We start from the raw sequence: 11,950 nt of genomic DNA, 5'->3' as shown, positions 1-11,950 counted from the left end.
GGTTCGGCGACCTTCCTCACATGCGGGGCGTAGCCCGGCATTCACCCCATATGTTCATCGCAGCTTACTCGCTGGGATGGCGTACTGCCATAACGCTCCGACAGAGCGCTCCGGCTGTTACCTTGGTCGTTGGACGGGCTCTAAAGCTGGCCCGTCACGGTATGTTTCGGGTTGCCTTCAGCGTGACTTGCTCGCTGATAGTTTGTTCAGGTATCCGCTGCCGCCCAATTGCCTCACCTGCTTTCGGATCCAGGCGGCGCGACTGCGCACATGCGGACCGGGTCGACCGGCATTCCACTCGCGAGGGTTGGGCAGTACAGCGGCCAGCTGGCTGGCCTGACTGGCAGACAGGTAGGGTGCGCCGATGCCGAAATGATGCTGTGCGGCGGCTTCGGCACCGAATATCCCCTTGCCCCATTCGACGCTGTTCAGATAGACCTCCAGGATCCGCTGTTTCGGCCACAGCAGTTCTATCCAGCCGGTGAACCAGACTTCCAGTCCCTTGCGCAGCCAGCTGCGCCCGGACCAAAGAAACAGGTTTTTCGCGACTTGCTGGCTCAGGGTGCTGGCGCCACGGAGCGAGCCGCCACGTTCGTTGTGCTCGAATGCGGCGCGAATCGCAGCGATATCGAAGCCCCAGTGGTCGGCGAATTTCTGGTCTTCGGCTGCGATGACCGACATCTTCAAGTCGTCCGGCAGTTCTTTCCAGGGCCGCCAGTTGCGTTGCAGGTCAATGCTTTCACCGCTGGTCCAGGATTCGATCTTGCGTTCAACCATCAGCGCAGTGAAGGGCGGCGGCACCCACCGCAGCACCAGCACCAGCAATACGGACAGAGCCGTCAGCCATAGCAGCAGTTTGATGAGTCGGCGTAGCAGGGCTCGAAGCATGGGGCGTGGTCGCAACCGGGGAGAACGGGCATTATAACGGTGCATACAGTCCCTGACCGGAAGGCCCCCGAATGATTCGCCCGTTTCTTATGCTCGCTGGACTCTTCGGCTTGACTGGCGTCGCGCTTGGCGCCTTCGCGGCCCACGGATTGAAAAGTCGCCTGACTGCTGACTACCTCGCCGTGTTTCAGACTGGCGTGCACTACCAACTGATCCACGCGCTGGCGTTATTCGGCATCGCCTTGCTGGCGCTGCATGCGCCTAGCCGACTGCTGGTCGCCGCAGGAGGCTTGTTTACGCTGGGTATTCTGCTGTTTTCCGGCAGTCTCTATCTACTGACTCTGACGGGCGTCGGCAAGCTTGGAATCATCACACCCATCGGTGGCACGGCGTTTCTGGCCGGCTGGATCTGTTTGATGGTGGCCGCCTGGAACTTGCGCGTCTGATCGGCTCGCATGCATGCGGCCGAAATGAATGGTGGTTGCGGCTGCCTTGGTGGACCGAGTCGATCGGGCTAGAATGCTGGCCCTTTTGCAATGGTGGCGATCACTATGCACATCCAGTTGAACGGCGAGCGCTACGAGCTCCCTGACGGTCAGTCGGTGGCCGATCTGCTGCAGCGCCTGGGGCTGACTGGGCGCAGACTGGCGGTCGAGCTCAATCGCGAGATCGTGCCGCGTAGCCAACATGCCGCGACGACGCTGGTCGAGGGCGACCAGATTGAAGTCGTACATGCGATTGGCGGCGGCTGACGAGCCCGCCGCGTCGATATTCCCGGACGTCGCCCGTGCAGCGGCGTAATTCACGCTTCTTTTGATCTGTACAGGATGGTCGCATGAGCCCAGTTCCGCACGACAAACCCTTCACGCTTGCGGGCCGCACCTATCAGTCGCGCCTGCTGGTAGGCACCGGTAAATACAAAGATCTCGACGAGACCCGAGCCGCCATCGAAGCTTCCGGTGCGCAGATCGTCACCGTTGCGGTGCGCCGTACCAACATCGGCCAGAACCCAGGCGAGCCCAATCTGCTGGATGTGATCTCGCCGGACCGCTACACGATCCTGCCGAACACTGCTGGCTGCTATGACGCCGAAGAGGCCGTGCGCACCTGCCGCCTGGCCCGTGAACTGCTCGATGGGCACAAGCTGGTCAAGCTGGAAGTACTGGCGGATCAGAAGACTCTGTTCCCCAACGTGATTGAAACCCTCAAGGCCGCGGAAGTGCTGGTCAACGATGGTTTCGACGTCATGGTCTACACCAGCGACGACCCGATCATCGCCCGTCAGCTGGCCGAGATGGGTTGCATCGCGGTCATGCCCCTGGCTGGTCTGATTGGTACTGGGTTGGGTATCTGCAACCCCTACAACCTGCGCATCATTCTTGAAGAGGCCAAGGTTCCGGTTCTGGTTGACGCCGGGGTAGGCACGGCATCCGACGCGACCATCGCCATGGAGCTCGGCTGCGAAGCCGTACTCATGAACAGCGCCATTGCCCATGCGCAGAATCCGGTGCTGATGGCAGAAGCCATGAAGTACGCGATTGATGCCGGTCGTCTGGCCTACTTGGCCGGCCGCATGCCGAAGAAGCTTTATGCCAGCGCCTCCTCGCCGCTGGAAGGCCTGATTCGCTAGTTCTCCCTTTCCTGTTTCTGGTCGCGTGATCGCTCGATCACGCGACCAGCCTTTTTAACTGTAGGTTCGTTCATGAGTGACATTCCAACCCCAGCCGAGGGCCAACGGCGCATGCGCACCATCAAGAGCTTCGTGATGCGTGCAGGTCGCATGACCGAAGGGCAGCAGCGTGGTCTGGATCAGGGCTGGCCCCGGTTCGGTCTGGAGCTGGCGGACGGCCTGCGAGATTTCGATGAGGTCTTCGGGCGACAGGCACCGCGTACGTTCGAGATCGGCTTTGGCATGGGCCACTCCACCCTGGAAATGGCCGCGGCGGCTCCTGAGCAGGACTTCATTGCGGTTGAAGTGCACTCGCCGGGCGTTGGGGCGCTACTAAGCGGACTTCTGTCACAAAATCTGAACAACGTACGCATCTACAGTTGCGATGCGCTCGAAGTGCTGCGTGAATGCGTCCCCGATGCCAGCCTGGACCGGGTCTTGCTGTTTTTCCCCGATCCCTGGCACAAAAGCCGCCACCACAAGCGGCGCATCGTCCAGCCGGCATTTGCCGAACTGGTGCGGCAGAAACTCAAGGTCGGCGGTGTGTTGCACATGGCGACCGACTGGGAAGCCTATGCGGAGCACATGCTTGAGGTGATGAGCGTTGCGCCTGGTTATCGTAACCAGGCTACGAGTGGCAGCTACATCGAGCGCCCCTCGGAGCGCCCAACCACCAAGTTCGAGCGTCGCGGTGAGCGACTCGGCCACGGCGTCTGGGACCTCAAGTTTGAGCGCATCGACTGACCCGTTGAAGTACGTATCACCGTTACATCCGGCAGAGCCGCGACCCAGCGGCCCAGGGACGATCCAATAACGAAAAATGCCAGGAAGGCACGATTCCCAACGCCTCAACGAGCGCTCTGCCTGCGGGTCAGAGCCGTCATCTGCCGCGCCAGCCGCGCTGCAAGGAGCAAACAGATGTACAGAAAATTCGGAATTCTGCTGCTGGCGGTTTGCGCCAGCCAGGCTCAAGCCAAGGTCGACGACATGCAGGCCGTGCGCCTGGGCCAGGATCTGACCCCGCTAGGTGCCGAGCGCGCTGGCAACGCCGCTGGCACCATTCCGGCCTGGACGGAGGGCGTGCAGCCACCGGCAGGCTACGAAGTGGGCATGCACCACCTGGACCCTTATGCGGCGGACCCGGTGCTCTACCAAGTGGATCAGAGCAACGTCGAGCAATACGCTGCCCTGCTGCCAGAGGGGCTGCGGGCGCTGGTCGAGCGGTATCCGGACTTCCACCTGCGGGTATTTCCGACACGTCGCAGTGCTAGCAACCCGCAGCGCATTTATGACGCCACACGGCTGAACGCGGTCAACGCCGAGTTGATCGCCAACGGTAATGGGATCAAGGGCGCCTTTGCGGGCATTCCGTTTCCCATCCCGCAGGACGGAATGGAAGTGATCTGGAACCATGTCTTGCACTACAAGGGCGACCAGACTCACTTCGTCAACAATCAGGCTGTCGTCATCAACGGCAGCCCGACCTATATCAAGCGTGATCGCGAGATCTACTACGTCTACAACCGTGAAGGCATGACCCAGGCCGACCTGGACAATACTTCGCTGTACTACAAATACCGTGTGACCGCGCCAGCCAAACTCTCCGGGACTGCTCTGGTGGTTCAGGATCCGCTCGATCAGGTCCTGGCGGTACGCAAGGCCTGGCGCTACAGCCCTGCTGATCGCCGAGTGCGCCGCTTGCCGTCGCTTGCCTACGACTCGTTGCAGCCTGACACCAGTGGGCTGGCGACTGCGGATGTGGTGGATTCCTTCAACGGCGCACCGGATCGCTATGAATGGCAGTTGGTCGCCAAGCGCGAAATGCTGGTGCCGTACAACAGCTACGCGGTCCACCAGCAGGGCATTCCCTACGACAGCATCGTCGGTCCGCATACCTTGAACCCGGAACTGCTGCGCTATGAGTTGCATCGGGTCTGGGTCGTCGACGCCACCCTGCGCAAGGGCTACAGCCACCCCTATAGCAAGCGCCGGTTCTATGTCGATGAGGACAGCTGGTCGATCCTGGCAGTCGACCTGTACGACGAACAGGGGGAACTGATTGGCCTGCAGGAAAGCCATCCGATCAGTTATTACGAGGTTCCGATGTTCAACAGCACGGTCGAAACGCTATACCACCTCAAAGAGGGCAACTACTTCGTCGATGGGTTGGATAACAACGAGCCGATGTATGACTTCGGCGCCAGGCTTGGTCCGCGTGACTTCTCGCCGGCAGCGCTGCGTCGCGGTGGCAACTGACAGGTTGCCAGCAAAAAAAGCCGCCTAATGGCGGCTTTTTACGTTTGGATTGCCGGCGGGTGTGCTTGATCAGTTGCGGTCGGCGACCACGCCGATGATGAACAGCACGAGCAGTAGCACCGGCGCCAGGGTGTAGTTGTTGAACTGCGCCAATCCCTTGGCCAGCCAGGGGCTTAGATAGATGATGCCCAGACCGTAGACCAACGCGCAGAAGACCACGAACGCCAGCGTCCGAAGGACGAAGTTGAGGCCGCCGATGTTTTTCTGCACCCACGCGTTCAATGCTGGGCCGAACAGGACGAACAGCGTGGCCATGATCGCCAGGGAGATATCGAAGAGGTGGTGGCGGCTCCAGCGCGACAAGGTGGCGATGAGGTCCAGTATGAGATCCATGCAGGGTCCTTAGGGCAGGAAAAGTTGCAACAGGTCGTTGAGAAAAAGCTGGCCTTTGGCGGTAGCCACCAGCCGCTGCGGGTCAGGATCCAGCAGGCCGCGCGCTTCAGCGTCGCGTCGTCCGGTGGCTAGCAAGTCCAACGAGAGGCCGGTGCGCTGAGTGAACATCAATGAAGGCCCGCCGTCGGTGAGGCGCAGCACGTTCATCAGGAACTCGAACGGTAATTCGTCCTGCGAGAGTCGCTTGTGGCCCGCACGGAAGCGTTTGTCCGGGTCGAGGTAGTCTTTTGGCAGGCGGGTCTTCCAGTGTCGGTAGATCTCGCCGTCCGCTGCGGTCCACTTGCCATGGGCACCCGCACCGAGGCCGAGGAAGTCGCCGAAGGTCCAGTAATTGAGGTTGTGCCGCGCTTGCCGACCCGGTTGCGCATAAGCCGAGGTTTCATACTGGCGATAGCCGTGTTCGGCGAGCAGCGCCTGTCCGGCTTCCTGGATGTCCCAGAGCGTTTCGTCTTCCGGCAAGTGGGGCGGCTTGTTCCAGAACTCGGTGTTCGGCTCGACCGTAAGCTGGTACCAGGACAGGTGCGTTGGCTGCTGGGCGATGGCAATGCGCAGGTCGCTCAGCGCATCCTCCAGGCTCTGCTCAGGCAGGCCATGCATCAGGTCCAGATTGAAGTTGCCGAAGCCCGCCGCGCGCGCCATATCAGCAGATCGGATCGCCTCGTCGCCATCATGGATACGACCTAGGGCCTTCAGCTTTGCAGGCTGGAAGCTCTGCACGCCGATCGACAAGCGGTTGATACCGAGGCTGCGGTAGTCGCGGAATTTTGCCTGTTCGAACGTGCCAGGGTTGGCTTCCAGGGTGATCTCGATGTCCTCGGCAAACCCGACCCGCTGCCGCATGCCTTCAAGGATTCGTTCCAACGCGCTGGCGGAGAACAGGCTCGGCGTGCCGCCGCCGAAAAAGATAGAAGTCAGCCGGCGGCTCTGGATCTGCTCCAGATCGGCTTCCAGGTCCGCCAGCAGCGCGTTGACATAAGCGTCCTCGGGCAGCGAAACGCCGGCAGCATGGGAGTTGAAGTCACAGTACGGGCATTTGCGCACGCACCAGGGGATGTGGACGTAAGCCGCCAGGGGCGGCAACTCCAGGCGCGCTACCGCAGGTGGCTCGGGAGCGTCGCCGGTGGCTACCGCGGTCATGCGATCCCCAGCCGCTGCTTGAGCTGGGCCATGGCTCGGGCGCGGTGACTGAGCTGGTTCTTGTCTTTTGGTGCCAGCTCAGCGCTCGAGCAGTCGCGTTCCGGCACCCAGAACAGGGGATCGTAACCGAAGCCATGCTCCCCTTGGGCGCTGTGCAGAATACGACCGTGCCAGAGTCCTTCGCAGAGAATCGGCAGCGGATCGTCGGGATGCCGCAGTAACGCCAGCGCGCAGACGAACTGAGCGCCGCGCTCGGCGTCCGGCACGTCCTTCAGGGCGTCGAGCAGTTTGGCATTGTTCGCCGCGTCGCCCTGGCCGCCCGCGTAGCGCGCCGAGTAGATGCCCGGCGCACCACCCAGGTGATCAACCGCCAGCCCCGAGTCGTCGGCCAGCGCAGGCAAGCCGGATATACGCGCTGCATTGCGTGCCTTGAGGATGGCGTTCTCGATAAAGGAAAGCCCGGTTTCCTCCGGTTCGATGTCGCTGAATTCGCCAATCGAACGTACGCGTACGGCGTCGCCCAGCATGGCTTGCAGTTCCTTTAGCTTGCCGGCGTTGTGGCTGGCCAGCACCAGTTCGTTGAAGAGCATCATTCGTCCGGGAAGAATTCTTGGCTGAAGTCGAAGTTGATCGCCGGGGCGTCGGCAGGCTGTACGTCCAGGTTGAAGCGCAGGGTTTCTTGCGAGTCAAAGGGAAATTGAGCCAGGTAGTAGATGGCTTGCTCGCCTTCCTTTAATTGCTTGAAATTCAATGGGTAATCCTGGCCGAGCAGGTTCTTCACCGTACCGCTGACCTGCGCTGCGGTTGGTTTGCCGGACTTGAGCACCGATATGTTGACCACACCTTGAGTCTTGCTGCGAACGAGGCCAGCAGCGGCGGCGATGTCAGGCTGAAGGAAGCCGGAATTGAAGGCGATGTAATGCACATCGTATTCGCCGACGCTGTGTTTGCGCTCGGCCACGGCGGGCAGAGCGAAGAGCAGGGCGAGCAGGCATATCAAGCTAGATTTCATGGGTTATCTCCAGCAATGAGCGGTCAGCGGACGGCTCCGGTGACACGATAGATACCGATTTCACCAATCAGATTAGGCCACAAGCGGCTCGCCATGCCGTGCTTGTGATGGCGATCCACGGCCAGGCGCTCAAGCACCCGTGCGCCGAGTTCGTGGGACAGCCTTTCGAAGTCCTCGAAGGTGCAGAAGTGAATGTTCGGCGTGTTGTACCAGGTGTAGGGCAGAAAATCCGACACCGGCATGCGGCCTTTGCTGGCCAGGTACCAGCGGCAACGCCAGTGACCGAAGTTGGGAAAGGTGATGATGCATTCGCGGCCGACCCTTAGCATCTCCTTGAGCAGCTTGTCGGGGTAGTGGACCGCTTGCAGTGCCTGGGTCATGACAACCATGTCGAAGCTGTCACTGGCGAAGTTGCCGAGGCCCTTGTCGAGGTCTTGCTCGATGACGTTGACGCCTTTCTCGACGCAGGCAGCGATGTTGTCGGGGTCGATTTCCAGGCCGTAGCCGCTGACCTGCTTGTTGTCCCGAAGCCAGGCCAGCAGGTCACCGTTACCGCAGCCCAGGTCGAGCACGCGGCTCCCTGCCGGGATCCAGTCTTGGATGATGTCCAGGTCGGCGCGCATAGGGGTTCCTTTATACGGCGATGCGGTTCATGTAACCGCGAAAGGCCTGTAGATAACGGGGGATCGGAATCAGAAAGGCGTCGTGGCCCTGAGGGGCGTCGATCTCCAGGTAACAGACGTTTTTGCGCGCCGCCATCAGCGCGTCGACGATTTCATGTGAGCGCTCAGGCGAGAAGCGCCAGTCGGTGGTAAACGAAATCACGCAAAAGTCCGCCTTCGCCGTCGACAGTGCCTTGGCCAGGTCATTTTCGTAGGCTGCGGCCGGGTCGAAATAATCCAGCGCCTTGGTCATCAGCAGATAGGTATTGGCATCGAAGCGGCCGGAGAACTCTTCGCCCTGATAGCGAAGATAGCTTTCGACCTGAAACTCGACGCTGTTGAAATCGTAGTTGAGCTTCTCGCTCTTGAGCCCACGACCAAATTTGGTACCCATGGCGTCGTCGGACAGATACGTGATGTGGCCGACCATGCGTGCCAGCATCAGTCCCCGCTTGGGGATCACGCCCTTTTCTTGAAAGTGCCCGCCATGAAACTCGGGATCGGAGAGGATGGCCTGACGCGCGACCTCATTGAACGCAATGTTCTGCGCTGACAGCTTGGGTGCCGAGGCGATTGCCACGCAATGACGCACGCGCTCCGGGTGACTCATGGTCCACTGCATGGCCTGCATGCCACCGAGGCTGCCTCCGACTACTGCAGCCCACTGCTCAATGCCGAGCATGTCAGCCAGGCGGGCCTGGCTGTTGACCCAGTCCTCCACCGTAACAACCGGGAAATCGGCCCCATAAGGTTTGCCCGTGGCGGGATTGATGCTGCTGGGGCCCGTCGAGCCATTGCAGCCGCCGAGGTTGTTCAGGCTGACCACAAAAAAGCGGTTGGTATCGATGGCTTTGCCCGGACCGATGCAGCTGTCCCACCAACCCGGCTTGCGGTCTTCTGCGTCATGGTAACCGGCCGCGTGGTGATGGCCTGACAGCGCGTGGCAGATGAGCACGGCATTGCTGCACGAGGCGTTGAGCTCGCCATAGGCTTCGTAGATCAGCTGGTAATCGTTCAGCGTGCGGCCACAGGCGAGTGCCAGCGGCTCGGCGAAATGCGCGACCTTCGGACTCACCAGACCAACGGAATCGGTTGGGATAGCTGTGGGCATCGACCCTGGCTCGTACTGGAAGAAGGCGGCAAAGTCTAAAGGTTAGCGCGCCTCAATTCATCCTCAATCGCACCGCCGGTATCAGCCTAAGTTGGCGCTGGTGAGGCTGACGACCTTGCCTTGGCGGCGAATCGGTGCAGGTTTTCGCAGCACTCTCAGCATTTCACCCGCCTGGGCCAGTTGTTGCTCCAGCTCAAGGTTGTACCGCGCGAGCGCGCGGCCACGTTGGCTGCTTTGCTGGGTATCTTGCGCCAGGCCCTTGAGGCGCAGCATATGGGCTTCTAGTTGCTGCTTGTGCTCCAGCGAATGCTGCATCAGCGGTAGCAGCGCTTCGTTGGCCCAATGCTCGGCTTCCTGGCGCAAGCGCTGATGCATGGCGACCACCTCTTGAACAAGGGTGGCGAAGAAGCGACGGGTCAAGGTGCGCTGCTCGGTGAGCAGCGTCTTGAGTTGCAGGCGGAACTGGTCGGCCTTGCTTTGCAGGTCTTTGAGTTCTTTCTGGTATTGCGTCAGACGGAACAGCGGGGCGTCCACGCCGTGCAGCGGGTTCTCTTCGTTATGGCGCCTGTAGATGGCCGAGACCATCTTGTTGGCCAATGCCGCCTCGTGCTCAAGCGCAGCGATATCCTGCTCTACGGAGCGGAAAAAATGCACGATGCTGAGGTTGATTCCCAGAGTGGTCAGGCTGCCGGTCAGGCTGCGGCGCAGGCGAGAGAGGTGTTCCTCAAGCCGTTCCGGGCGCACCGTCGAACGCAGAAGCTCGCCCTGGCGTTGCAGTAGTCGCTGGTTGGTTTTCAGCTGAAGCAGGCGCTTGTGGTGCTGGTTATGGTCATGGCGGGTTCGGGCTGTCAGCTCGAGGAGCATCTGGCCGCTGTCCTGGCGATGACTATCGAGCAGTTGGCATTGCTCGCGAACCTTGGCCAGCCGCTGGGTCAGGATATGCTGGCTGTTTTGCAGCAAGGCGAGCACCTGGCGCACCACCTGTTGTTCCAGCAGATGCTCCTTCTGAGCAAGGATGCGCTCGCTGAGCAGATGTTCCAGTGCAACCAGTTGACTGCGCTCGAGCAGACTTTGATCGCCGCGAATCTTGGCCAGCAGGGCCTGCTTGGCTGAGAGGGGAAGCACATCCTCCACTGCGATGCCCAACTGTTGCGCCGTAGCGGCCTGCATCCGTTGAATCGCCTCATTGACGAAGGTCTCACCGGAGACGTCGTCCCACAGAACATCGATCTTGTTCAACACGGCAAACAGACGGTTTCGTCCACCGTCGTTGAGCTGGCGAATGTGCTGTTGCCAGATACCCATGTCGCTGGCCGTCACGCCGGCATCGGCCGACAGCAGGAAAATTACCGCGTGGGCGTTAGGCAGCATCGACAGCGTCAACTCCGGCTCGCTGCCGAGCGCGTTGAGGCCGGGTGTATCGAGGATGCGCAGGCCTTGGCGCAGTAGCGGATGGTCGAAGCTGACCATGGCGTGTCGCCAAGCCGGCACCAAGACTTCACCGTTAACTTCGGACGCTTCCAGCACATCGGGGTGGAAGCCCAGCTGGATAGCCTGCTCGGCGGGCATGGATTTCGCGGAAGCTACCTGGCCGAACGCTTCGACCATGGCGTCAGGATTCGCGGGATCCAGCGCAATGTTCGTCCACAAGCGTGGGGCGCGCTTGAGCTGGGCGATGCTGGTGTCTTCAAGGCGGGATTCGATCGGCAACAGGCGCATGTAAGAACGTTCCGCGCGGGGATCGAAGAACAGCTCGGTCGGGCACATGGTGGTGCGGCCGGCACGCGACGGCAGGATGCGCTGGCCATACTCCGAGAAGAACAGGCTGTTGATCAGCTCCGTCTTGCCGCGGGAATACTCGCCGACAAACGCGAGGGTTATATGGTCGGTGCGCAGCAGTTTCAGCGAACGGTCCAGGCGGGCTTCAACCACCTCCGAGTTCAGCCGGTTGTGCGCCAGCCAGCTGCGGTAACGGGTTATTTCGCGGATAAGGTCGCGTTTCCAGGAGACATAGGCATCCACCTGCCGGTCGAGTCGTTCCATGGTCGTGGTGCATCCTGAAAGGCGTAGGAGGCGATTATCCCTGCCACCCGGTGCGGGTCAATCGAGCCTTTTGTGAACCACCGCCCAAAGCCTGCACAAGGCTTGGGGCGGTTTCAGACTCAGATCAGCGAGCGCAGGATGTTGGGCATGTGGGTCATCATTGCCAGGTTATTGATGACCAGCATGTCGATCAGTTTGATCGCCAGAAACGCGAATATCGGCGAAATGTCCAACCCGCCCATGCTTGGCAGCAGACGGCGAAAGGGCGCCAATGCCGGTTCGCAGATCTGGCTGACCAGTTGGGCGCCCGGGTTGTGACTGCCAGGTGCGACCCAGGACAGGATCACGCTGATGATGAGCGCGTAGAAGAAGATGTTGATGAACAGTCCGGTCACGCCAATGACGGCCCAGACCAAGAGCTGCACAGGGTTTCCGATGGTGCCGAACGCAATCATCAGGATAGCGGCCATCAGTAGGATCTGGACGATGATCGCCAGTACCAGCGATGACAGGTCCAGTCCGCCGATACTGGGGATGACACGGCGCAGCGGCTTGAGCAGCGGGTGCGTGGCGCGGACGATGAACTGGCTTAGCGGGTTGTAGAAGTCTGCGCGGACCAGCTGCAGGATGAAACGCAGCAAGACGATCAGCAGGTACAGGCTGCCAAGCGTCTGGACGATCAGGATCAGGGCTTGCGAGAGTTGCGACATGAAGGCTCC

The 11,950-nt window shown here is 60.8% G+C and carries 14 protein-coding genes; 5 read left to right on the top strand and 9 right to left on the bottom strand.

Going from position 1 to position 11,950, the window contains the following annotated elements; translation table 11 throughout:
• Nucleotides 1–177 precede the first annotated feature (177 nt).
• Complete coding sequence (gene mtgA / locus AAGW23_RS01690; protein WP_342404620.1) at nucleotides 178–888, bottom strand: monofunctional biosynthetic peptidoglycan transglycosylase; 711 nt, start codon at nucleotides 886–888, stop codon at nucleotides 178–180.
• 71 nt (nucleotides 889–959) lie between these two features.
• On the opposite strand from mtgA, the gene AAGW23_RS01685 reads away from it, so the two are divergent.
• The 5 genes from AAGW23_RS01685 to AAGW23_RS01665 all read left to right on the top strand — a co-directional run bounded on the left by AAGW23_RS01685 (nucleotide 960) and on the right by AAGW23_RS01665 (nucleotide 4,813).
• The gene (locus tag AAGW23_RS01685) at nucleotides 960–1,334 is read left to right on the top strand and encodes a DUF423 domain-containing protein (RefSeq protein WP_342404619.1); all 375 of its coding nucleotides are present in this window, start codon (nucleotides 960–962) and stop codon (nucleotides 1,332–1,334) included.
• 105 nt (nucleotides 1,335–1,439) lie between these two features.
• Entirely contained in the window at nucleotides 1,440–1,640 is a 201-nt protein-coding gene (gene thiS / locus AAGW23_RS01680) for a sulfur carrier protein ThiS (protein ID WP_342404617.1), read from the top strand.
• 83 nt (nucleotides 1,641–1,723) lie between these two features.
• Entirely contained in the window at nucleotides 1,724–2,518 is a 795-nt protein-coding gene (locus AAGW23_RS01675; protein ID WP_342404616.1) for a thiazole synthase, read from the top strand.
• 72 nt (nucleotides 2,519–2,590) lie between these two features.
• Nucleotides 2,591–3,301, top strand: a complete 711-nt coding sequence (gene trmB, locus AAGW23_RS01670; protein ID WP_102836652.1) for a tRNA (guanosine(46)-N7)-methyltransferase TrmB — start codon at nucleotides 2,591–2,593, stop codon at nucleotides 3,299–3,301.
• 174 nt (nucleotides 3,302–3,475) lie between these two features.
• Nucleotides 3,476–4,813 carry a DUF1329 domain-containing protein gene (locus AAGW23_RS01665; RefSeq protein ID WP_342404615.1) on the top strand — a complete coding sequence of 446 codons (1,338 nt, stop codon included), beginning with the start codon at nucleotides 3,476–3,478 and terminating at the stop codon, nucleotides 4,811–4,813.
• A 69-nt stretch (nucleotides 4,814–4,882) separates the two neighbouring features.
• Here the strand turns inward: AAGW23_RS01665 and AAGW23_RS01660 are convergent, their stop codons facing one another.
• From AAGW23_RS01660 to AAGW23_RS01625, 8 genes are all read right to left on the bottom strand, one after another.
• On the bottom strand, nucleotides 4,883–5,206 hold the full coding sequence (locus AAGW23_RS01660) for a DUF3392 domain-containing protein (protein WP_342404614.1): 324 nt from the start codon (nucleotides 5,204–5,206) through the stop codon (nucleotides 4,883–4,885).
• Nucleotides 5,207–5,215: 9 nt separating this feature from the next.
• Nucleotides 5,216–6,403 carry a radical SAM family heme chaperone HemW gene (gene hemW, locus AAGW23_RS01655; RefSeq protein ID WP_342404613.1) on the bottom strand — a complete coding sequence of 396 codons (1,188 nt, stop codon included), beginning with the start codon at nucleotides 6,401–6,403 and terminating at the stop codon, nucleotides 5,216–5,218.
• A complete protein-coding gene (gene rdgB / locus AAGW23_RS01650) occupies nucleotides 6,400–6,996 on the bottom strand; it encodes an RdgB/HAM1 family non-canonical purine NTP pyrophosphatase (RefSeq protein ID WP_342404612.1) in 597 nt (198 codons plus the stop codon). The genes hemW and rdgB overlap by 4 nt, the downstream gene beginning before the upstream one ends.
• Nucleotides 6,993–7,415 carry a DUF4426 domain-containing protein gene (locus AAGW23_RS01645; protein WP_342404611.1) on the bottom strand — a complete coding sequence of 141 codons (423 nt, stop codon included), beginning with the start codon at nucleotides 7,413–7,415 and terminating at the stop codon, nucleotides 6,993–6,995. Before AAGW23_RS01645 ends, rdgB begins: the two co-directional genes overlap by 4 nt.
• 23 nt (nucleotides 7,416–7,438) lie before the next feature.
• Nucleotides 7,439–8,038 (bottom strand): methionine biosynthesis protein MetW, encoded by a 600-nt coding sequence (gene metW / locus AAGW23_RS01640; protein ID WP_159966896.1) that lies wholly within the window; start codon nucleotides 8,036–8,038, stop codon nucleotides 7,439–7,441.
• A gap of 10 nt (nucleotides 8,039–8,048) precedes the next feature.
• A complete protein-coding gene (metX, locus tag AAGW23_RS01635; protein WP_342404610.1) occupies nucleotides 8,049–9,188 on the bottom strand; it encodes a homoserine O-succinyltransferase MetX in 1,140 nt (379 codons plus the stop codon).
• 81 nt (nucleotides 9,189–9,269) lie between these two features.
• Complete coding sequence (locus tag AAGW23_RS01630; RefSeq protein WP_342404609.1) at nucleotides 9,270–11,231, bottom strand: dynamin-like GTPase family protein; 1,962 nt, start codon at nucleotides 11,229–11,231, stop codon at nucleotides 9,270–9,272.
• A 119-nt stretch (nucleotides 11,232–11,350) separates the two neighbouring features.
• Nucleotides 11,351–11,941, bottom strand: coding sequence for a YggT family protein (locus AAGW23_RS01625; protein ID WP_342404608.1), 591 nt, complete (start codon nucleotides 11,939–11,941; stop codon nucleotides 11,351–11,353).
• Between the last annotated feature and the right edge of the window lie 9 nt (nucleotides 11,942–11,950).

This window comes from Stutzerimonas chloritidismutans, assembly GCF_038562055.1.
Classification (GTDB): domain Bacteria; phylum Pseudomonadota; class Gammaproteobacteria; order Pseudomonadales; family Pseudomonadaceae; genus Stutzerimonas; species Stutzerimonas chloritidismutans_A.
The sequence above is the reverse complement of the archived record's forward strand: the minus strand, read 5'-3'. Positions and strand labels throughout refer to the sequence as shown.